Origin of the sequence: Aporhodopirellula aestuarii (assembly GCF_023701485.1) — a bacterium.
GTDB classification, from domain to species: domain Bacteria; phylum Planctomycetota; class Planctomycetia; order Pirellulales; family Pirellulaceae; genus Rhodopirellula; species Rhodopirellula aestuarii.
Map to the genome: position 1 here is coordinate 13,109 of NZ_JAMQBK010000095.1, position 22,974 is coordinate 36,082.

Sequence of the window (22,974 nt, forward strand, 5' to 3'; positions counted from 1 at the left end):
TTCTTCGAACCAGAACTTAAGGGTTGGCTGGACCGGAGGGCTCGCGTACTGCCGCTAAAAGACTAAGCGGAATACCACAAGCCGTCCGATCCTACGCCGTTTTTGAATACTGACTAGGCGATAGCGTATCGCTGATTTCACGGTTGCGGGTTCCTGGCGGTAGTGAGGTAGCGTTGGTCAATTTGCGGTTATGCGTGTTTAGGGCTGGGACGGGCAGTGTGTTGCGTTTTTTTTCGTCTATACTCATGCAAACCGACTTTCAGGTGGTGACGCTCGTCACGCCTGCCCTCCCACCTTCTGGCGCCAGTCTGCGACATTGATCGCGTGATTCGGCCGCCGCCACCCCACCTACCTACAGTTCGGAATATGACTCGCATTTCTCGCGTTTTACTTCAGGAACGGTCCCCTCTGCTTTGGATCGCTTCTGTTCTCTCTGTATTCGTTGTTTCTCCGTTTGCCTTTGCGGCCGAACCGTTCCGTTTTGAGAAAAACGATGTCGTCGCCGTGTACGGCAACGGACTCGCCGATCGAATGCAGCACGATCCGTGGGTCGAAACGGTGCTGCAAAGCGAATTGGAAGGAATGAATGTCCGATTCCGAAACATGAGTTTTTCGGGAGACATGGTCAACAAGAAACCACGCAGCAAAGGGTTCACTAACGACGACGAGTACCTGCAACACGTCGCCCCGAGCGTGGTGTTCAGCTTCTACGGATACAACGAATCATTCGCCGGCCCCAATGGCGCTGACGCCTATCGAGCTGAGCTGGTGAAGTTAGTCGATCGCTACACCGTCCTGCGACGCGAGCAAGGCGAAGACGTTCGCTTTGTGCTCTTTAGCCCGATCGCTTACCAAAACACCGGCGACCGGCACTTGCCCGATGGTTTGGAACTCAACGCGAACCTCGCGATCTACACCGAGGCGACCCGCCAAGCGGCAGAAGACACTGGCATGACGTTTGTCGATCTGTTCACACCGACGCTACAACTGTTCGCGTCCACCAACGAACGGCTGACCATCAACGGGATCCACCTCAACGCCAAGGGCTACGAGAAGCTCGCCGAAATCATCGCTGCCGCCTTGCTCGGCAAACCGACACAGGTCGACGACACGATGGCGGACATCTATGCAGCCGTCAAAGATAAGAATTGGCACTGGCACAACCGCTACCACGCGACCGATGGAAACGACATCTGGGGCAGCCGCTCGACGCTTACCTTTGTCGACGGGCAAAGCAATGCGGACGTGCTCAAACACGAACTCGTCATGCTCGACGTGATGACGGCAAACCGCGACGAAGCGATTTGGGCAGCCGCCGAAGGCAAAGAACATGTCGTCGACGACAGTAACGTTCCGCCACCGGTGAAAGTCATCTCGAATATCGGCGGTGGCAGCAGAAGTTCGAACGCCCAAAAAGAGGGCAACATCGATTATCTGTCGCCCGAAGAGTCGATCGCGTTGATGAATGTTCCCGACGGTTACCAACTCAACGTATTCGCATCGGAAGTTCAGTTCCCCGACTTGGCCAACCCTGTTCAGATGCAAGTCGACGCCAAAGGTCGGCTGTGGGTTGCCAGTTGGAACTCGTATCCCAAATGGGAACCGGGTACGGAACTCAAAGACAGCCTCATGATTCTTGAGGACACCGACAAAGACGGCAAAGCCGATTCACGAAAAATCTTTGCACACGTTCACAACCCGCTCGGTTTTGAATTTTGGGGCGGTGGCGTGATCGTCACCTCAGGGCCGGACCTGTTGTTCCTCAAAGACACCGATGGTGACGACGTCGCCGACCTGCGATACCCGTTGCTGCAAGGTCTCGGAACCTCCGACACGCACCACGCGGCCAACAATTTGATCTATGGCCCCGACGGTGGGATCTATTGGCAAAGCGGTATTTTCTTGGTCCACAACCATGAGACCCCTTGGAAACAAAACCTGACGATCGGTGAATCGGGGATGTATCGATTCGACCCTCGCACGTTCGCGATCACGCCCCACGCTGCAAACAGCCCGAACCCGCACGGCACCAGTTTTGACTACTGGGGTTATTGCTATGCCAACGACGGCACTGGCGGCCGGTCGTATCAGGTTCGTCCCGAGGGCAAAGGTTTTAAAATGCACACGCTGTTGACCAAGGAATTTCGTCCGGTCGCAGCAAACGCCATTTTGTCCTCACAACACTTTCCCGACGAAATCCAAAACGACTTCCTGATCTGCAACACGATCGGATTCCTCGGCGTCAAGCAATATTCGCTCGACCGCGAAGGCGATGGCAAAACGCGGCAGTTTGGCGAAGTCTGGGGGACACCTGGCCTTGAATTGATCAACAGCGATGACCGTAATTTCCGTCCCACCGACGCGGTCGTCGGAGAAGACGGTGCGTTATACGTTTCCGACTGGCACAACGCCATCATCGGGCACATGCAGCACAACATTCGTGATCCCAACCGAGATCACGCTCACGGCCGCATCGTGCGTCTGACCGTGAAAGACCGTCCGCTGCAGGAACCCGTCAAAATTGCCGGGGAGCCGATCGAAGCGTTGCTCGACAACCTCAAACATCCCGTTAACGGGGTTCGCCACCGCACGCGTGTGGAACTCAGCGCACGTGATTCCGACGCCGTCATCGCCGCGACTTGCGAGTGGATGAAGGATTTCAACCCGAACGATGAAACCGAAGCTCACCATCTCCTCGAAGCCCTGTGGTTGCATCAACAGCACGGCGCTCGCAACGAAGAGTTGCTCAACTCGCTCTTGAGTTCCGACGTCAAGCACGCCGTGGTTGCAGCGAAGACAGTCAAGCATTTCTGGGAGAACGTCGACGCGACCGGGGCGCAAAGTTTTGCGTCCGCTGCAGAATCGGAGTTTGTTAAGTTCAAGGCGCCGAAACATCTCAAACGGTCCGACCGCAAAGCCTATCAACTCGGAGCCGAGATCTACCAACGTGAATCGCACTGCGCGACGTGTCACTTGACGAACGGACAAGGCAACGCGAATGTTTATCCGTCGCTGGTTGACAGCCCCTGGATCAACGGCAGCGAAGAACGTTTGATCAAGCTGACCTTGCACGGACTGTGGGGCAAACTCTCTGTTCACGGCAAGACCTTCGATCCGGCTCGCGGCGTCCCACCGATGACCGCGTTCCGATCCTTGCTCAAAGACGAGGAATTGGCCGCGGTGCTCACGTTCGTCCGCAACACTTGGGGCAATGAATCGTCGCCCGTCAGTGCGGCGAGCGTCACCAAGGTTCGCGAAGAAACGATCAGCCGCACGACGTTCTACAAACCCGAAGAATTGCTGGCTGAGCACCCGCTCGAAGCTGAATACGCCGGAGCGAACGCTGCCATCGCGGTCGAGGAGTTCTCCAACCAAGCACTTGAGGATGAACTGCTGGCCGCCTCGCCCGTCGAACTCGCCAAACTCGCGATCGAGCGTGGCAATGCACAACGCGGCAAGAAGATTTTCTATGAATCATCAGCCGCCTGTTTTGCGTGTCACGATCCACCATCGGGGGCCTCGCGATTGGGGCCAGACTTGGTGAAAATGCCAGGGAAAATCTCACCCGAAGATCTCGTCGACTCGATCCTTCGCCCCTCGAAGCTGATCGAAAAAGAGTTCGCACAAGTCAGCGTGCTGACCATCGACGGTGAGATCTTGACCGGCGTGCGTGTCTCAACGAGTGACGATGAAATCGTTCTGCGGAATCTGGCTGCGACCGAACCGATCAAAATCGACCAAGACGACGTCGAAGAAGTCATCGAGTCGAAAGTTTCATTGATGCCAGAAAACTTGGCGAGACAACTTCGCGACCGGCAAGAGTTCGACGACCTGATGAAATACCTCATCGAAGTCAGAAAACGCTAGACGATGTCATCGTGCGTTTGCACGTTGCGAAGACGCGGTGTGAAATGCCACGCGAGATCGCATGACACTTCCCGCCGACCGGTATCAGCAAAATGAAACCGGTCGGCCGCCCATCGGGTCTGGAAGCGTTCTTTTCCGTTGGATCGTGGCGTCGCGGCAGATTCGTCTTGTGAACGAGAACATGGATCTGCGTTCTCACTCAAATTAGTCGACCATTTCTATTGAAGGATTTTCCAATGAAACACCTGCTAAGCTTGTTTTGTGCGTTATTTCTTGCGACGCAGATCGTCGCTGAGGATGCTCGGCCGAACGTTGTTGTGATTCTCGCGGACGACATGGGATCGGGCGACGTTCATGCGTTGAATGCGGAATCAAAAATACCGACGCCGAACTTGGACGGACTTGCCGGTGACGGGATGACGTTCACGGACGCACACACGCCGAGCTCGGTTTGCACGCCGACGCGGTACGGATTGTTGACCGGCAGGTATTGTTGGCGGACGAACCTCAAGAAGGGCGTGCTCAACGGTTACGGCGAGCCGCTGATGAAAGCCGACCGCGAAACGATCGCCGGAATGCTGCGTGCAAACGGCTACCACACCGGGATCGTCGGCAAATGGCACCTCGGTCTTGGATTTGCAAAGGATGGCAAGCAGTTCGACTTTAGCAAACCGGTAAGCGACGGCCCCCACACGCACGGTTTTGATTCGTCGATCATCATTCCCGCATCGCTGGACTTTCCACCGTACGTTTACATCCGCGACGGCGAACTGACCGCGTTTCCGTCCCTGGCTCAGCCGGCGAACGATTTCCCTGCGTACCTTCGTAAAGGAGAACGTTCACCTGATTTGGTGATGGAAAACGTGCTCGACGACATCGCTCGCGAGGCAGACCGCTACATCGACTCTCGAGTCACAGAAGATAAGCCGTTCTTTCTCTATGTGCCTCTTACCGGTCCGCACAAACCCGTTCTGCCTCACCCTCGCTTTCGCGGCACGACTGAACTCGGACCGTACGGAGACTTTGTCGCTCAGGTGGACGAGACCGTCGGTCAAATTCTTCAATCGATCGATGACGCCAAGGTTCGAGAAAACACAATCGTGATTTTCACCAGCGACAACGGATCGTTCATGCGTTGCACGGATAATCCCAAATTCGTCGACCACGTTGAGGACGAAACGCAACAAGAGTACCGAGCCGATCATCACCGCGCCAACGGTGTCTACCGCGGGACGAAGGCTGACATTTGGGAAGCGGGACACCGGGTTCCGTTCTTCGTGCGTTGGCCAGGTCACGCGAACCCTGGGTCGGTGTCGGACCAAACGATCTGTTTGACCGACGTCTTCGCGACGCTCGCCGACGTGATCCAGGCCGAAATCGGTCCCAAGAGCGCCGACGATAGCTACAGTTTTCTAGATGCTTTGTCTGGTCAACCGATTACGCGTCCGCCGGTCATCCATCACTCGGTCGCCGGCATGTTTGCGATCCGCGACGGCAAATGGAAACTCGTCCTTGGTAACGGATCCGGTGGTCGCGAACAGCCAAGAGGCGTTGCCGACCAGCGGCCCTACCAGTTGTTCGATCTTTCGACGGACATCGCCGAAAAGAACAACGTAATCGACGATTACCCCGAAGTCGCCGCGAGATTGGAAGCAGGCTGCATGGCGATTCGCGAACAATCTCCCTCGGGTCGCCACGAATAGACTCAGGTCAGCCCCCTACCGGGAAACCAAGTTTGGTGAGGGAACGTTTCGGTATGGGATTGTGGGCTGGCATCCGGTTCGCTATTAAGACGACTTCGTTCGCGAGAGTCTGCGCATTCTCTCGCGAATCGGTTCCCACAGGGAACGCGGTTAGAATCCGGTAACGATTGCTCATTGGAAGGGATTGTTGGTGGTGATAGCAAAGAGACGCCCCATTGGTGTGGTGCCGTCGCATTGTCTCTCGAAGTTTGCTCGGTGCGGATCTTGACGCACGAACTCACCCTTGAGATCCAGTCCCAGCCCAACGACACGTCTTGCGGCCCCACCTGTTTGGCCGCCGTTTACGACTATTGGAATCGCCCGGTCGACTTGAAGGAATTGCTCGGCAAGATCGGCGAACTCGATGGCGGCGGAACGTTAGCCGTTGACCTCGCCTGCGATGCCCTCGAGCGTGGTTACTCCGCGTCAATTGTCACATACAACCTGCAACTGTTTGACCCGACTTGGTTCAACGAAGACGGAGAAATCGAGTCTGCGACCGTTCTGGCGGATCGATTGGAACGGCAGCTCCACTCCAAAAAAAACCACAGCAACATCGACATCGATCGATTGAGGGCATCCACCCAGTCGTACCTCACCTACCTGGCTCTCGGCGGTCAGGTCCGCATGCAACCGCTCGATGAAATCCTGCTGGTCTCGATGTTGGCGAGGGAGACGCCGATTTTATGTGGCCTCAGTGCCACGTACCTGTACCGCGAATCGCGGGAAACGAAATGGGGCAAGCCAGATGACATTGGCGGTTCCCCGACGGGTCACTTCGTCGTGATGCATGGTTTTTCCCCCAAGAATCGAACCGTGTTGATCGCCGATCCGCTCCACCCCAATCCGATGGCTCCGACTAACAAATACGTCGCCCCGTTGGCACGTGTTACCTCCGCGATCTTGCTTGGAATCGTCACCTTCGATGCAAATCTGCTCACCATCTTTCCGGACGAGAAATCCTAATTCCATGAAAACCATTTTGGTTGCGGAGTCCAACGACGATTGGATTGGCGAATTTGAAGACGTCAAAATCGTTGATCCTCGCGATTACCTAGCATCGCCGGACACCAAAACACGCGGACGGACTCGGGTTTACAACCTCAGTCGCTCGTACGCGTATCAGAGCATGGGATACTACGTTTCCCTCTTGGCGGAAGCACGCGGCGAACGTCCGGTGCCCGACGTCACGACCATTCAAGACCTATCGGGATCGGCAGCCGTTCGTTTGATTCCTCAATATCTAGAGGAACTGATTCGCACCTCGTTGAAAGGATTGACGAGCGACGAGTTCGTATTGAGCGTCTACTTTGGCGAGAATTTGGCCAAGCGATACGACCGTCTCTCACGCGAGTTGTACAACGTCTTCCAAGCACCGTTGCTGCGGTTCACGTTTTCCCGCCGTAGCGAGTGGAGACTCCGTCGGGCCTCCGCGATTTCGCTCAGCGCCGTGCCCACGACCCACCGCATGTTCGTCGCTCAAGCGGCGAAGCGACATTTTGCTCGGGGAAGGTCGAGCCGTCCCAAACGCAAATCGATGCGTTACGACATGGCGATTCTGCACAACCCCGCCGAAGGTCAATTGGCTCCTTCTGACGAAACCGCACTCAAAAAACTCATCAAAGCCGCAGCCAGTGAAGGCATCAACGCCGAACTAATCATGCGTACCGACTCGAGCCGTTTGTTGGAATTTGACGCGTTATTCATTCGCGAAACCACCGCCGTCAGTCACCACACCTATCGCCTTGCCCGCCGTGCCCAAGCAGCCGGCATGGTCGTGATCGATGATCCGGTGTCGATTCTCCGTTGCAGCAACAAAGTGTACCTCGCCGAGTTGCTGACCAGGGCCAAGGTTCCGACTCCCGAAACCACGATCGTTCACCGCCGCAACGTCGAAGAACTCGCGGAAACGATCTCGTATCCCTGTGTGCTCAAACGTCCTGACAGCGCGTTTTCGCAGGGAGTCGTCAAAGCGGCCAACTCGGATGAGTTTCGTGCGAGATTGGCGGAATTTTTTGAAGACTCTGAACTCGTGATCGCGCAGACATACATGCGGACCGATTTCGATTGGCGAATCGGCGTGATGGATGGGCGTGCGCTGTTTGCGTGCAAGTACCACATGGCACGCGGACACTGGCAAATCGCCAAACACGACTCGGCTTCTCCAGCGAATCCAAGATTCGGAAAAGCAGATACGCTGCCAGTCGAGACCGCCCCACGGAAGGCAGTCGCCACCGCTGTCAAAGCAGCCAATTTGATCGGCAACGGGCTCTATGGCGTCGACGTGAAGGAGGTCGACGGGCAATTCTATGTCATCGAAGTCAACGACAACCCGAACTTGGACTCCGGCGTGGAAGACGCCGTGCTCCGCGACGAACTTTATCGACGGATCATGGAATCTTTCGTTCGCCGAATCGAAGCCACCAAACAAAACTCCTCCTCTTAATCGTCTGGCATCCGCCTCCCATGACACTGAAATTGTTCGACGCCTTTGGCATCGAAATGGAATACATGATCGTCGACCGCGACACGCTCGACGTGCGTCCGATCGCCGACGAGATGCTGTCGCGTTTGTCTGGCCGAGAAGCGGCGAGCGACTACGAGTCCGGCCCCATCACTTGGTCCAACGAACTCGCCCGACATGTGATCGAACTGAAGACGACGTTGCCTGCGTCCAACCTGCGATCGCTGCCGTCGCAGTTCGAAATCGCGATCGGCGAACTGCGTCCGGTCTTAGAACAATTGAACGTACGCTTGCTTCCCACGGCGATGCATCCGTGGATGGATCCCACGACCGAAACGCAATTGTGGCCGCACGAAAACGCCGAGATCTATAATGCCTTCGACCGCATCTTTGACTGCAGAACGCATGGCTGGGCGAACGTGCAGAGCGTTCACTTGAATTTGCCGTTTGACGGGGATGCCGAATTCGCACGCCTCCACGCGGCCGTGCGGTTGGTGTTGCCGTTGTTGCCTGCGCTGGCAGCGAGCTCTCCGTTGCTGGAGGGTCGCCGGTCTGGGCTGCATGACAACCGCATGCATCACTATGCCGGCCACTGTCACGCGATGCCCTCGTTGACAGGCGATCTGATCCCGGAACCGATCTACGACGAAGCGACCTACCGACGCGAAGTGTTCGCTCCCATTGCCAGCGACGTTCAACCGCATGACGTCGACGGGGTGTTCGAGGTCGATTTTTTGAACGCGAGAGGTGCGATCGCTCGCTTTGACCGCGGCTCCGTCGAACTGCGGGTAATGGACGTGCAGGAATACGCCGGAGCGGACGTGGCGATCTGCGCTGCCGCGATCGGAGTGATCAAGTCGCTGGTCAGCGAAGATTGGTCTCGGACGTCCGATCAACAACCGTTTTCCACGCGGAGGCTGCGAGACATGCTCGACCGCACCACGGTGAAAGCCGAGTTCAGCCTGATCGTCGACCGCGACTATTTGCAACTCTTCAACATCAACAAACCATCTCTGACGGCGAAGGAACTCTGGGCGACGTTGCTCGATCGAGTTCGACGAAGCGACCAGATGCTCGCGAGCCTATTCGCACCGATCGACATCATTATGGAACACGGGACACTCGCGACGCGAATCATCACGAGCCTCGGCCCCACATTCGACCGCCAATCCCTGCACGATTTGTACGATGAACTCGCCGATTGCCTCGACACCTGGGAACCGTTCAAGCCGTGACGGGTGAGCACGCGAGAAGAATGCCGCCAATCTTCGTGATCACATGCGAGCACGGCGGAAACGCGGTGCCCGCCGAGTACGCGTCGAGGTTTGCGAGTGCCGGGGCAAGAGCGGCGATTCAGAGTCATCGCGGATACGACCCGGGGGCGTTTGAAGCAGCGTTGCAGTTTTCAAGGTCGCTCGGCGTGGAACCGATTTCCTCGACGACCAGCCGGTTGCTCGTTGATCTAAATCGCTCGACCGACAATCCCGAACTGCTCTCCAAATTCACCCAAAATCTCAGCCCGTCTGAAACCGCGGTTTTGTTGGAACGACACTATTTCCCGTACCGCCACCGCGTGACGGCGGCGATCGAAAAAGGAATCACGGATCACCACCAGGTGTTTCACCTCTCAATCCACACCTTCACGCCGCGAATCAGGGGTGTCTGGCGGGACATCGACGTGGGTTTACTTTTTGATCCTGCGAGAAAATCGGAAGCCGAATTCTGCGAACGGTGGCAGCAAGAACTGGCTTGCCAATTCCCTTCGCTGCGTGTGCGTCCCAACGAACCCTATAAGGGTGTCGACGACGGTTTTACGACCGTTCTGCGTCGACAATTCGCCGACCATGATTACGTTGGAGTGGAAGTCGAGATCAACAATCGATTTGCAAAACGATCTGTTGATGCTCAAGCCAAACGGGTAAAAGCTCTCTTACAAACCCTCCCACACCGGACACATTTTTTAGATGGATCGGATACTCACCCGTCATGAACTCGCGGACCTGAAAAGGGAAGCGAAAAGCGACCCCAACTTGGGTCGCAGCATGGCGGACGCGGCGTGCTTCGGCGGCATGGTGGGCTGCGGTGAGAGCTACTTTGCGGCATTTGCCCTGGCGATCGGATTAAGCGAAACGGCATCTGGCATCGTCGCGAGCGTTCCGCTGTTGGTCGGTGGTGTGCTGCAGCTCGTTTCGCCGATGGCGATCAAACTCATCGGCGGATACCGGCGCTGGATTGCTACGGGGGCCGCCTTGCAGGCACTCGCATTCTTGCCGCTGGCGTTCGCCGCGTGGAATGGCACCCTGACGCTTCCGATGATGCTACTCATCGCTTCGGTTTACTGGGCCGCCGGTCTCTCCACGGGTCCGGCGTGGAACACTTGGATCGAACAAATTGTCCCAACGCAGCGGCGTGCGAGGTTCTTTGCAAAACGCTCGCGTTTACAACAAACCTGCACGTTCTCCGCGTTGATGATCGCCGGCGTGGTCCTGCACTGGACATCCGAGCGAGGAATCGCGTTGCTCGGATTTGCGGGCCTGTTCTGCCTCGCCGCGGTGCTGCGACTGTTCTCGGCTGCATTCCTGCACCTGACACGTGAACCGACGAATACCGTGGCCAAGTTTGCGAGACAGACCGAAAAGGCGAAAATCGATCTCGCAAACACCGACACCAAGCCTGCCATTCGCTTGCTCGCGTACTTGGTCGCGATGCAGATTTTCATTCAACTCAGCGGCCCGTACTTCGTGCCCTACATGCTTGGGCAATTGGAACTGGGTTACGGAGCTTACGTCAGCTTGGTGTCCCTCGCGTTCCTAAGCAAAGTCACCTCGCTCGCGTTTTGGGGGCGGATTGCCGAAAAGGCCGGCGCCACGAAAGTACTCTGGTTTGGCGGCATCGGTCTCGTTCCGTTATCGTCGCTCTGGATCATCTCCACCAACGTCTATTGGCTCGCTGTGGTTCAGATCACCAGCGGTTTCATGTGGGCAGCCTACGAACTCGGCTTCTTCCTGCTGTTTTTTGAAATGTTGCCCGCCAGTCAGCGAACCCGATTGCTGACCTACTACAACTTTGCCAACGCGTTGGCGATGACGGCCGGTGCGTTAACCGGTGCGGCAATTCTTTCGCAACTCGGATGCGAATCGCAAACCTACTACTACCTCTTCGGCATCTCGTCGATCGGTCGAATGTGCTGCGTCGCCTTGCTGGCCAGTATCGTGTTGCCGAACGTCTCGCTGAAATCCATCCGCATGCGCATCCTTTCGGTCCGATTGGGAGCCGGCAGTGTCTCGGCACCGATTGTCGCGAGCGCCGAAGAGACATGAAAGATCGCATCAGATTACGAATCATCCATACGGCATCCTGCGTTACAATCCTGCCTTTCTGTACGAAAGCTGGTAGCACCACATCGGTCGATCTGATTTCACGGGCCCTCCGTAGCGGAAGTCCACAAGCGGAGTATTGATTCCACCACCAAATGTGTCAGCGATAGATCGAGCTATCCGGTCAATGACACGTCCGGCCACGATCGGCTCGATCATTCGCACGACTTGATTGAATCAACAATCCGTCAAGACGTTCAGCAAATATCGCTTCCGTCGAAACGCTTGCCGAATTTCGCTACCGCACAGCGACCGCCCCGCCGGCGGCATGAATCAAGGCGAATACCAATACCGATCGCGTACTGAATTCCCATCAACTAAGTCCAACCGTTGTACACGCAAGTCACGACCCAGCAAGGATCGCAAGCTACGAAATTCGGGACGTTTGGTGGCGTCTTCACGCCATGCACGCTCACGATCCTGGGCGTGATCATGTTCCTGCGGTTCGGCCAAGTGGTCGGACAATCGGGAATCCTCGACGCCATCCTGATCGTGCTCGCCGCCAAAACGATCACGACCTTGACTACGTTGTCGCTTTCATCGATCGCGACCAACACGCGTGTCAAAGGCGGCGGGGCATATTTTCTGATCAGCCGCAGTCTTGGCGTCGAGTTCGGCGGAGCGATCGGAGTGCTGTTCTTTTCGGCTCAAGCGATTTCGGTGGCGATGTATGTGATCGGTTTCACCGAAGCATTCTCGTTCACCTTCCCCAAGTGGGATCCATACTTCACCGAGGTCGCCACGGCGGTCAACCTCGGCACGTTCGTTTGCGTCTACATCGGTGCCGGTTGGACGATCCGGGTGCAGTATTTCATCCTCGCCATTTTGGTGATGGCACTGGGATCGTTTTATGCTGGCGCGATCACGGATTTTAATCCTGACTACTTGCGAGCGAACCTGACACCAAAATTCGCCGAGGGCGAAAATCTGTACACGATGTTCGCGTTGTTTTTCCCCGCTGTGACCGGGATCATGGCAGGCGCGAATATGTCGGGCGACTTGGCAAATCCGTCCAAATCAATCCCCAAAGGAACGCTGCTCGCCATCCTGGTCACAGCATTGGTTTACCTCTCGCAAGCCATCTTGCTCGGATGTGCCCGCCCGGCAGATGAGCTGATCAGCAACAACATGGTGATCCGTGACATCGCGGTGTGGCCACTGGCGATAACAGCGGGCGTATTCGCGGCGACTCTGTCGTCTGCGCTGGGCAGCATGATGGGCGCGCCGCGAATCTTGCAAGCGTTCGCGCATGACAAAATCTTTAAATCGCTCGAGTTCTTCGGCTCCGGCAGCGGCCCGACAAACGAACCTCGTCGAGCGACCGTGCTCACATTCGTCGTCGCCCAAGCGTGCATTTTGCTGGGCGATCTCGATGCAATCGCGCCCATCATCACCATGTTCTTCATGATCACGTATGGGTTGCTCAACCTGGCAACCTTCTACGAAGCGATCACCAAAAACCCGAGCTATCGCCCCACGTTTCGCTATTGCCACTGGATCACGTCACTCGCCGGGACGATCGGTTGTCTTGGTGTCATGTTCCTCATCAATTGGATCTGGGCCAGCGTTTCGATTGCGTTCATAGCCGCGTTGCACTGGTACATCCGCTCCAAGGAAATCGAATCCCGCTGGGGCGATTTGCAGAGCGGCGTGATGTTTGAGCGGGCACGCAAATCATTGTTGAGATTAGAGGCCGAAGTTTACCACCCCAAGAACTGGCGACCGGTCATCATGGCCCTCAGTGGCACGGGTTGGACCCGCCCGCACATTCCAATCTACGGTTATTGGTTGACTTCGGGGCAAGGCATTCTGACACTCGCGCACGTCGTTTGCGGGGACATCGAAGTCCACGCGGAGCGACGCGAGCAATATGAAAAAACGCTTCGCAACTTCATCGCCAAAGAACAGCTCGAAGCGTTCCCGGTGGTCACATGCAATCAAATGCTCTCCGATGGTATCGAGTCTCTGATCCAATGCCACGGAATCGGCGGCATCCGCCCCAACACTGTGTTGTTAGGTTGGCCACGTGAAGAACGTGCCGAATCGTTCGGGGCCAACATTCGCGTTATCGCCCAGATGAGACGCAGCATTCTGGCGGCACGTTTCATGAGCCATCGCCAGAGGTCCGAAACCGCAGACGAGTCTTCCGAACTCGAAGAACACTGGAGCGTCCCCGAAGGAACGATCGACGTCTGGTGGCGTGGGATGGCCAACGGAGCATTGATGTTGTTGCTGGCTCACCTGTTACAAAAAAATCCGGGCTGGCGAAACAACAAGATCCGTGTGATGCGTGTCGTCTCGGCTCCCGAAGCCAAACCCGAAGTCGAACGCAGCATGGCCGAACTGGGGGCCGCGTCGCGGATCACGTTCACTCCCACCGTCGTCATTACCGATCGTCCCCCACAAGAAGTCATCCCCAAAGAATCCGCCGACGCCGCGATCGTGCTACTCGGCTTTCAAACTCCCGAAGAGGGGCACGAGATGGAACTTTACCTCCGCATGGAATCCATCGCCGGCGACCTCCCCCGGGTACTCTTCATCGACAGCGCCGGCGGCATGGCGTTGGAATCGTAGGACAGGTCACCGCGGTCAGCAGACCGTTTCGCTTCCAAGACAATAAAGGGAGGCAGGAGGATCGCCTCCGTCTCCCCACGGGAAGGCATTGCGTTTCGCCGCGTGAAACGCTTCAGGCCAACGCCTCCTGTACCCGATTGACCAACCCGTTGTCGCGATCTTTGCTGCCCGGCAGCAGGTAAGCCGCATTGGCGAGGTACGCGGATCGAAACTCGGGCGAGATCGCGTAAAAATCTTCCAACGCCGCGGAGCTGAATTTGTAGTCATGCGAATCGTTTCCTTTGAGAAACACCAGTCGCCGGGCGGCATTGATAAGCAACTCGGGGCGACCGCCACTGCTCAAAAACGCCCTCATCGCGCCTGCGGCCTTTTGCCGATCCTCGGAAACGGTGCGAAACATTTCGTCTACGTTCATTGATCCGGCCGATTCATCGACCGCCATTTCGCCGTCAATCTTCTGAGATCCGACCTTTCCTCGTGAACGCATCGAATCTCGAAAGTACGGGATGAAGGCTGCGTTTTGCAGCAACAACTCGCGGCGGGTTTCATCGCGATAGGCCGTTCGGAATGAATACTGCATCGCATTCGTCGCCGTCGCGGAATGCAACGAGATGATCCCAGGTTGCTGCCCAAGCATTTCGGCGGCGGACAAGAACAACGCATCACTTACCGATTGTGGCGACACTCCGCGGGCCAGCATTTCGGCGGTCGCTTCCACCGCTTCACCAGGAGTTGATCCACGTAGCGTGTTTAACAGCGACAACGTGGCCGCTGGGTCGTGTCGACCGTGATTCCACTTTTCACCAAGCTCGCCGCGTTTTTCCATCGTCACCCGCCAGGCCGCGTCCGCGGCGAGTTCACTCGTCGACGGATTCGGATCGCCGGTGTGGTTGAGGATCGCGTAGGCGAGCGACCGCAGCACGGGTTCGGCGTACTGCCAACCGATGCACTGGAGCGTTCGATAGGAATTCGCGACGTAGATTGCTTTGTGCCCGATACTGCGAAAGTCCCGACATCCGTAATGAGACATCAAATCAAAAATCTTGTCTGCCGATGCCGATCGACATAACGCCGCCACCGCCACATCGGCCGCCTCAACGTCCCACGCGTCCATCGCATCACGGAACGCCTGCTCGGCTTGATGCGACGGAGGAACCTTCGACTCGTCCACCGCCGCCATCGTCCAATCGCCTTCCCTGACGTCGCGAGCTTGAGACGATTTGAAATAATCCAACGCCCAAAAGATCGGCAGCCAACGATCGGTATCGGGAGCCGCGAGACTCGCGAGGTGCGCCGAGTTCACCACCAAGACGGCATGAAACTTGAAGCCAACGCTCGGCCGAGGCTGGACATTTCGAACCCCCGCCAACAGCAGGGCTGCCAAAACTTCTCGGTAGCTGGTTCCGGTTTGAATTTTCGCTGCAAATGTCTGAATCACTTTTTCGCGAGGCGTTTCCTCCAACAACCTCACCAACGGTTCAATGTCGGATGAAAACTGAACCGCGTCCGCTGGCAACCGTGACTCGGCCGCCGACACCTTTGGAAGACTTCCGAGAAACCCGAATTCATTGAGCGTCAACGTGGCCCCAGCAGCACCCGCCAATTGCAAGAACGTTCGCCGTCCTTGTTTGTCCGACCGACCGTCCATTTTGTATCCCCTTTCGATTCGAATCAGGTTCGTTCAACCGAAGTCTATCCTAACGCGCGGCTGACTCCGCCTACTAAGGAATCTTGGACTTACATAACGTTTTGCAAAACGGCGGATGAACGCCCGTTCGCCATGAAATGATTCGCGAAGTCGCTTCGCGGCGTCGATTGCGTGGTCAAGTCAAAGAAGTACGACTAGACTACGCCGAACGCCAATCCATTGATTTCCAATTGTTCGCTACGAACACGGACAAACAGCATGCAAGCAACCGGTCGACACGCACGTTGGTTGATGGCGACCACGGTCGCTATCCTGGTCGGGCAATCCGTCGTCGCGCAAGACCGTATTTTTGTAACCAGTGAACGCATGACGCTGGGTACGGAAAGTCTTCGTTCCGCCTCCGCTCGGATCGGCGACATAGATGCCGACGGAGATTTGGACATCGTCGTCGCGAACGGTCGCCACTGGCCGCAACGCAATTATCTGTTCATCAATCAAGGCAACGCTAAATACTCGGTCGTCCGCCCACTCGGTAGCGACATGCGAACCACCTATGCGTGCGAACTCGCTGACTTCGACGGTGACGGCGATTTGGACATTGCCGTTGGAAATGACATGGCTCGCGGCCAAATCTTCTTAAACGACGGCGCGGGTAATTACGCCGAGCACACCGAGTTCGGCGACGTCTCGAGTCTTCGCAGCTTGACGGTGGTTGACCTCGACCGCGACGGCGATGTCGACATCATCACAACCTGTCGCGGGCGTCCCAATCGCATTTACGTCAACGACGGCAACGCCAACTTTCAACTCGCCTCGTCGTTCGGACGCGATAACGATTCGACAATCGATGTCGCCGCGGGCGATGTCAATCACGACGGATATCTCGATTTGGTTCTCGCCAATCGGGATCGCCAACCCAACGAAGTATTGCTCGGCGCTGCCAACCTGGACTTTTCGAAACGCGTTCCGTTTGGCAGCGGCAACGACCAATCGCGAGCCGTTGCGATCGCTGACTTCAACGCAGATGGAAAATTGGATTGGGTGATCGGAAACATCGGCCAAGTGAACCAACTCTATCTTGGTGATGGTGCCGGCGGCGTCTCACAATCGATTCCGTTTGGAAGCTCGGACAGTCAAACATACGCGATCGCGGTTGCCGACATGAACAACGACGGCGTACTCGACATTATCGCTGGCAATCTGAATCAACCGTGTTCGGTATTCCTTCGCCGAGGTGACCCAACCGACTTCGACGAAGTCCCCTTCGGACAACCGTCAGCCACTTACGGGCTGAGCGTTGGCGACCTCGATGGGGATGGGTACGCCGACATCGCCGTGGCAAATTCGGATGCCATGAACCGTATCTTTCTCAACCGCCCCGCTAAACCACGATTGAATCCATGAAGACGTTGACCGTGAAACTTTCCGTTCTGTTTGCATGCGCTTTCACGCTGACATCGTCCGCACACGCACAATCAACAACGGATTGGCCGTCTTTTCGGGGCCCCCGTGCTCGCGGCGTTTCCGAGGGTGGTTCGATTCCTACGACTTGGAACGCCGATACCGAAAACGGACCCACCCAAGGTATGCTGTGGGATACCGAAGTACCAGGCCTTGGTCATTCGAGCCCAATCATTCAAGGCGACCGCATCTTTCTGCTGACGGCGGTTGCCGATAAGGGCGACTTGGAACTCAACATCGCCGCCGGAGGAAACATCGATGCCGCCGAAGACGACGGCTCGCAAAGCTGGATCGTGCTCTGCTACGACAAGACGACCGGCAAAGAGATATGGCGACAAACGGCTCACCAAGGAATGCCTCGGGCGACCCGACACAGCAAAGCGACACACGCCAACACGAGCGTCGCCGTCAGTGGCAATCGACTGGTGGCTTGCTTCGGTTCAGAAGGTGTGTATTGCTACGACCTCGACGGAAATCTGATCTGGAAACGCGACCTCGGCGTGATCGATGTCAGCAAATACGGTATCGGATGGGGCTACGCGAGTTCACCGGTCATTCACGGCGATCGCGTCGCATTGATCTGTGACGATCCCGACCATCCTTTCGTAACGGTCCTACGTCTGGCCGATGGAGAGGAAGTCTGGAAGGTCGATCGAGCCGACGAGTGCGAACGCAGCTGGGGCACGCCGCTGGTTTACGAAAGCGATGGTGTTACTCAAATGATCGTTAACGGTTGGCCTTGGATCGTTTCCTATCACTTCGAAACCGGCGAAGAAATTTGGCGACTCGAGGGCGGCGGTGACAATCCAATCCCGACTCCGTTTGTAGCCAACGGATGGATTTACATCACCAACGCCCACGGCGGCAAAGCTCCGATCTACGTCGTTCGCCCTGACGCCCGTGGGACGTTGTCACTCGATGAAGAGGAACCATCCGAGGCCATCGTCTGGAACACCGAGCGTGGAGGGTCGTACATGTCGACGCCCGTCGTCTCAGGCGATTACCTCTACCTTGGCAACTCCAACGGAGTCGTGCGATGTTTTCACGCCAAGACCGGCGAAAAGATGTTTGAGAAACGCTTGGGTAAAGACGCGGGCATCATCGCATCACTCGTCGCCGTCGATGGAAACGTTCTTTGCGCATCCGAAAACGCCACCGTTTATGTCTTGGCGACTGGTCCCGAGTATGAATTAGTGGCTGAAAATCCCGTCGGCGAACCCTGTTTCGCAACCCCGGCAATCTCCGACGGCGTCCTATACCTCCGCACCACCAAACGTTTGATCGCGATCGGAAACTCCGAACCAACGAACTGATACAGGAGTTGGACGGGGGGTTTTCCCCTAGCGGGATTCGCTAAATCGTTTCCGCTCGGTCCTCAGTCGCGTTTGATCACAATTTTTTCCACCGATTCCGTCGTCGTGTGGATCTCGTGGATCGTGCCGTCGTGACTCTCGACGACGTAAACGCTGCCAACGTTGGTATTAAATTTCCCCTGACCACTTGGCGGAATTCTACGAACCTTGCCACGTCGTCCGCCTTGAGTGATCGGGTACACGTGGATCAATGTGTCGCTCTGGTTCTCAAACGCGATCTCCGTACGCCCTTGCTCGCCGGTCGCTTTCGAATGAATCGCTGGCGTCATCACCAATCCGATTCGCGGATGCGTTTTTAACAGCAATTCGGTGAGTTCATCGATGAGTTCCGCGTCCGCAGTCGCAATGATGTTTTCGGTCTCAGAATGTTCAGTACGGTGATCGTACATCTCTCGATCGGTCACCTCACCGGTGGAAAAGTCTCGCCACTCGACCAAACGATAGTCATCCGTGCGAACCGAATACCCCATATACTGTTTCCCCTCGAAATTGCGGTAGTACTGATTGACCGCACCGTCGTGAACCTTCGCGGAAACGTCTTTCAAGTTAGGAACGAGGCTCACACCGTCGATGAATTCAGGAACTTCGATGCCAGCCAATTCGCACAGCGTCGGATACAGGTCCAGCAGTTCCGCTAACTGGTCGCTTTGCTTTCCAGCCTCGTCCACTCCCGGTCCAGCCACAATCAATGGGACAAGAGCATCGATTTCGTAATTGGTCATCTTGCCCCAACCTCGATACTCTCCGAGCTTCCAACCGTGGTCGCTCCACAGCACCACGATCGTATTGCCGGCCAAACCTTCCTCCTCCAGAACGTTTAGCAACCTGCCGATTTGTGCGTCGATGTAACTGACACAAGCGTAATACGCGTGCATCAGATGCCGGGCATTGTCGCTTGATACTTCACGGTCATCCCAAGGACGCGGGAGATCAATTAGATCGACATAGTGCGTCAGCTCACTGTTGTTATGCAGTGCGTAGGGTGGTGTATTGGGAGTGATCTGTTGGTTGGTGAGCACCGGCAGTTTGCTCGGGTCGTGCATGTCCCAGTACTTCTTCGGCGAAACCCATGCCAAGTGAGGACGGATAAAACCCATCGCCAGAAAGAACGGCTCGGACTGTTTCGCCAATCGTCGCAGATCTTCGATCGCCATGTTTGTTCGAGCGCCGTCGAGCATTTGATCGTCGGGCAGCTCCGGAGAGGCTGTGCTCGGCCCGCGGAGATTGTTCTTTCTCCAATCGTTGGGGGGCAACGCATCCTGTGCCTTCTTAATTTGCGTCTTGGTGCCTTCCGGATAAACGTATGGCAGCGGCGGAAGATTGCGAATCGGTTCGCTCCACGACTGCGGATCTGGCGTCGGGTTGTGATAGATTTTGCCGTGGCTCACAGCCGTGTAACCAAACTTTCGGAACCACTGCGGCATCGTCACGGCATCCGGCATGGCTTCGCGAAAGTGAATCGGTAACGTCCACACGCCAAGCTTGTCGGGACGAAGCCCCGTCATCAACGTCGCTCGCGACGGGTTGCACACTGCGACTTGGCAATACGCCCGGTTGAACTGCACACCCTTCGACGCCAAACGATCAATGTTCGGCGTGATCGCGTGCGGGTCCCCATAACACCCGATCGACGGCCGCAAGTCATCGACGGCGATGAACAGCACGTTCGGACGTTGCTCGGCGTGACTTGAACCGTGGACGATAGCCAGCAGGGCAATCAACACGACGTTTTGAAAACAGAATCTTTGCATGGCAGGACGCATCGCAAATTACATGAGAGTGAAACACCGAACGTCAACAACGACGTCGAATCGAGTCCGCTCAAACAGGCAGACTCGAGCCAGCATACTCCAAAGAATCAATCCCCAGCGATCCCATGAAACAACAAAATGAATCGTTCCGAACAATCATTCTATCAATCCGAAATCAATGACAGTTGCGTCACCTTCCTGGCTTGATAAGGGATGCACCGCCCTGGGGCATGATGAAGCCACTCCTAGAAAATCGTCCCGTGTCTGACTAGAACGGAGACTTCCAACCGCTCCGATCGTATCAACTGAACACTCCCTATGAAGAACGATACACTCTCGACACGTGTGACTAATACCATCGCATCGCTAACAAACCACATTGTTTATGCGCGGCTACTTGCTTCTACGTTTGTCTGCGCAGGAATCTTATGTTTGGCATCTCCAAGCTTTGCTGCAGAAAACAAGATCGCATGGGCTGACGAACTGGCCGCATACGATTTGATTTGGGAGCGACTGCCGAAAACTTGGATGGAATCTCCATTTCTCGGCAACGGCGAACAGGGAACGATGATGTACCGGGAGGACGACCAAGCGGTACGATGGACGGTCGGCAATTCCGCGGCTCATGATCACCGCCCGGCGAGTGAGGACGACCTCAGCGAAAAGAACGTCGAAGTGCTCAATCGCGGCCGACTCTTCATTGGACATGTGCGGGTCGAGTGCCCCGAAAAGCTAGTCGGCAGCACCTCACGACTCTCGCTGTGGGACGCCCAAGCAACCGGCGAATATCAATCGAAGTCGGGCAAGGCCCAATGGAGAACGGTCGTTCACGCAAACTCCCCCGTGATGCGGTTCGAGATGGCGGCAACCGGTGACCTCGAGGCGACCAAGTTTGTCTACGTTGCGGAAGAGGCACAAAACCCGCGAGCTCTTCGAGCAAAACTACCACGTACCCCGTCCAACCCTCCTGCCGTACACAAAACGTTAGACGATGGCGTCCAGACTTCAGTGCACAATCTCTACGCCGGTGGCCAAACCGCCGTTGCGTGGTACCAGTCGCAATCGTCGGGACAAACGCGGCTTTGGCTCAGCGTCATGCACTCGTTTCCCGGCAACGATGCCGAAAGTCTCGCCGTGGCAGCCGTTCGCGCAGCCGCTGCGGCGGATCAGGACGAGTGGCTCGCTGAGCACCGACAGTGGTGGCATGACTATTACCAACTCAGCTATCTCTCGACAGGCGATCCCTTTTGGGATGCGTTTTACTGGATCCAGCAATACAAGCTCGCCTGTGCCACTCGAGCCGAAAAATGGATCATCGACAATCAAGGCCCCTGGTTGGAGCCGACGGCATGGAATGCGATTTGGTGGAACCTGAACGCGCAGCTCTCGCACAGTGGATTTGCGACCGCCAATCGTCGCGGCATGGGCTCCGCCCTCTCGCGTCGGTTGAGCGAGTGCCGCGATCAGTTGGCACTGAACGTCGCCGAAGAATACCGCAGTGATTCTTACGCGATCAGCCGCTCCACTTCAGGATGGGATTTGGCCGGACACGCCGGGCAACCCGGAACGGGACGTCCGCCCAAAGACGCCAACATCGGCCTCGAATGCGGCAACCTGTTGTGGGCACTCCACAATGTGGATCTCGAATATCTTTATTGGCAGGACGAAGAACTGCGTGATGAGACTCTGTATCCGTTATTGGTTCGTGCGGTGAACTACTACCGATATTTTTTGGTCGAAGAATCCGATGGACTTCTGCATTTGCCGAAAACATATAGCCCCGAATATCGGATCGCCGAAGACTGCAGTTACGATCTCGACTTGCTGCGATGGGCAACGGGGAGACTTCTGGAGCTTGCTTCAGAAAAGAATCTCGACGAGTCGACTGAACCACTCATCGCGTACTGGAAAACGGTGCAAGAAAAGCTCGTCCCGGTACACATCAATGAAACCGGGCGAATGATCGGTCGAGACGTATCACTCGTAGGCGGCCACCGTCACTGGTCGCATTTACTCGCGATCTACCCGCTCCACACGTTGACGCCTGAGTCGCAGAGTGATCGCGACCTCATCAAGTTGAGCCTTTCGAACTGGCACGATCACGGACGCCCCATGGCGGGATATTCGGTCACCGGCGGAGCTTGCATTTCCGCATTGTTAGGAGATGGCGATCGAGCTTACGATTTCCTCAACCGCCTCAAGTCGTTTCTTCACCCCAATACGTTTTACACGGAACTGAGTGTGTTACCGGTAATCGAAACACCGCTCCATGGCGCCACCACGATGCAGGAAATGCTGCTTCAAAGCTGGGGTGGAAGGATCCGTGTTTTCCCAGCAATGCCGAAACCCTGGTTTGGCGCACAGTTCGACCAGTTCCGATGCGAAGGAGCGTTCTTGGTCAGCGCCCGACGCGAGGCCGGTAAAACGAGCTGGGTTGAAGTCACCGCGGAAGTCGGCGGGAGTGTCGAGGTGGAACCTCAACTGGTCGACGCCGAGTGGGCGACCTCGGATAACAGCACCGTCGAATCAAAGCGTGACGGTGTTTATCAGGTTTCGTTGTCCAAAGGCGCCACGGTATTGTTCTGGCCGAAAGGACAAACCAAACCGACACCGCGAATCGAAACCTCGCCCAACGACACAAACCCGAATCCGTTCGGGCTCACGTCGCGTTAGGTTGACAGCGTTCAACGAATCAAACGCCATCGTCTTGCAGACTT

13 protein-coding genes are annotated in these 22,974 nt (G+C 56.3%); 11 read left to right on the plus strand and 2 right to left on the minus strand.

Annotated features, from left to right (window positions below; genetic code table 11):
- The first annotated feature begins 366 nt into the window (after positions 1-366).
- The 8 genes from NB063_RS28750 to NB063_RS28785 all read left to right on the plus strand — a co-directional run bounded on the left by NB063_RS28750 (position 367) and on the right by NB063_RS28785 (position 14,024).
- Positions 367-3,867, plus strand: a complete 3,501-nt coding sequence (locus NB063_RS28750) for a PVC-type heme-binding CxxCH protein (RefSeq protein WP_250932593.1) — start codon at positions 367-369, stop codon at positions 3,865-3,867.
- Positions 3,868-4,103: 236 nt separating this feature from the next.
- On the plus strand, positions 4,104-5,570 hold the full coding sequence (locus NB063_RS28755; RefSeq protein ID WP_250932594.1) for a sulfatase family protein: 1,467 nt from the start codon (positions 4,104-4,106) through the stop codon (positions 5,568-5,570).
- Positions 5,571-5,744: 174 nt separating this feature from the next.
- A complete protein-coding gene (locus NB063_RS28760) occupies positions 5,745-6,575 on the plus strand; it encodes a C39 family peptidase (protein ID WP_250932595.1) in 831 nt (276 codons plus the stop codon).
- A gap of 4 nt (positions 6,576-6,579) precedes the next feature.
- Complete coding sequence (locus tag NB063_RS28765; protein WP_250932598.1) at positions 6,580-8,055, plus strand: RimK family protein; 1,476 nt, start codon at positions 6,580-6,582, stop codon at positions 8,053-8,055.
- A gap of 20 nt (positions 8,056-8,075) precedes the next feature.
- Positions 8,076-9,308 carry a glutamate-cysteine ligase family protein gene (locus NB063_RS28770; RefSeq protein WP_250932600.1) on the plus strand — a complete coding sequence of 411 codons (1,233 nt, stop codon included), beginning with the start codon at positions 8,076-8,078 and terminating at the stop codon, positions 9,306-9,308.
- On the plus strand, positions 9,275-10,063 hold the full coding sequence (locus NB063_RS28775) for an N-formylglutamate amidohydrolase (protein WP_250932602.1): 789 nt from the start codon (positions 9,275-9,277) through the stop codon (positions 10,061-10,063). The genes NB063_RS28770 and NB063_RS28775 overlap by 34 nt, the downstream gene beginning before the upstream one ends.
- Entirely contained in the window at positions 10,038-11,393 is a 1,356-nt protein-coding gene (locus NB063_RS28780; protein WP_250932605.1) for an MFS transporter, read from the plus strand. Before NB063_RS28775 ends, NB063_RS28780 begins: the two co-directional genes overlap by 26 nt.
- A gap of 387 nt (positions 11,394-11,780) precedes the next feature.
- Positions 11,781-14,024, plus strand: a complete 2,244-nt coding sequence (locus NB063_RS28785; RefSeq protein ID WP_250932607.1) for an APC family permease — start codon at positions 11,781-11,783, stop codon at positions 14,022-14,024.
- A gap of 112 nt (positions 14,025-14,136) precedes the next feature.
- On the opposite strand, the gene NB063_RS28790 is transcribed toward NB063_RS28785, so the two are convergent.
- On the minus strand, positions 14,137-15,672 hold the full coding sequence (locus tag NB063_RS28790; protein ID WP_250932609.1) for a hypothetical protein: 1,536 nt from the start codon (positions 15,670-15,672) through the stop codon (positions 14,137-14,139).
- A gap of 258 nt (positions 15,673-15,930) precedes the next feature.
- Between NB063_RS28790 and NB063_RS28795 the strand changes: the two genes are divergently transcribed.
- Together NB063_RS28795 and NB063_RS28800 are read left to right on the plus strand one after the other, a co-directional pair.
- Positions 15,931-17,076 (plus strand): FG-GAP repeat domain-containing protein, encoded by a 1,146-nt coding sequence (locus tag NB063_RS28795; protein ID WP_250932611.1) that lies wholly within the window; start codon positions 15,931-15,933, stop codon positions 17,074-17,076.
- Positions 17,073-18,446, plus strand: a complete 1,374-nt coding sequence (locus NB063_RS28800; RefSeq protein WP_250932613.1) for an outer membrane protein assembly factor BamB family protein — start codon at positions 17,073-17,075, stop codon at positions 18,444-18,446. The genes NB063_RS28795 and NB063_RS28800 overlap by 4 nt, the downstream gene beginning before the upstream one ends.
- A gap of 62 nt (positions 18,447-18,508) precedes the next feature.
- On the opposite strand, the gene NB063_RS28805 is transcribed toward NB063_RS28800, so the two are convergent.
- Entirely contained in the window at positions 18,509-20,257 is a 1,749-nt protein-coding gene (locus tag NB063_RS28805) for a sulfatase (RefSeq protein WP_250932615.1), read from the minus strand.
- Positions 20,258-20,689: 432 nt separating this feature from the next.
- Here NB063_RS28805 and NB063_RS28810 point away from each other — a divergent pair, with 432 nt between their 5' ends.
- Complete coding sequence (locus tag NB063_RS28810) at positions 20,690-22,930, plus strand: glycosyl hydrolase family 95 catalytic domain-containing protein (protein ID WP_250932617.1); 2,241 nt, start codon at positions 20,690-20,692, stop codon at positions 22,928-22,930.
- Positions 22,931-22,974 lie beyond the last annotated feature (44 nt).

Bases quoted from the DNA above. Each gene is read 5' to 3' on its own strand.
- NB063_RS28750 (WP_250932593.1), top strand. From the start codon at position 367: ATGACTCGCATTTCTCGCGTTTTACTTCAGGAACGGTCCCCTCTGCTT.
- NB063_RS28755 (WP_250932594.1), top strand. From the start codon at position 4,104: ATGAAACACCTGCTAAGCTTGTTTTGTGCGTTATTTCTTGCGACGCAG.
- NB063_RS28765 (WP_250932598.1), top strand. From the start codon at position 6,580: ATGAAAACCATTTTGGTTGCGGAGTCCAACGACGATTGGATTGGCGAA.
- NB063_RS28770 (WP_250932600.1), top strand. From the start codon at position 8,076: ATGACACTGAAATTGTTCGACGCCTTTGGCATCGAAATGGAATACATG.
- NB063_RS28780 (WP_250932605.1), top strand. From the start codon at position 10,038: ATGGATCGGATACTCACCCGTCATGAACTCGCGGACCTGAAAAGGGAA.
- NB063_RS28790 (WP_250932609.1), bottom strand. From the start codon at position 15,672: ATGGACGGTCGGTCGGACAAACAAGGACGGCGAACGTTCTTGCAATTG.
- NB063_RS28795 (WP_250932611.1), top strand. From the start codon at position 15,931: ATGCAAGCAACCGGTCGACACGCACGTTGGTTGATGGCGACCACGGTC.
- NB063_RS28800 (WP_250932613.1), top strand. From the start codon at position 17,073: ATGAAGACGTTGACCGTGAAACTTTCCGTTCTGTTTGCATGCGCTTTC.
- NB063_RS28805 (WP_250932615.1), bottom strand. From the start codon at position 20,257: ATGCAAAGATTCTGTTTTCAAAACGTCGTGTTGATTGCCCTGCTGGCT.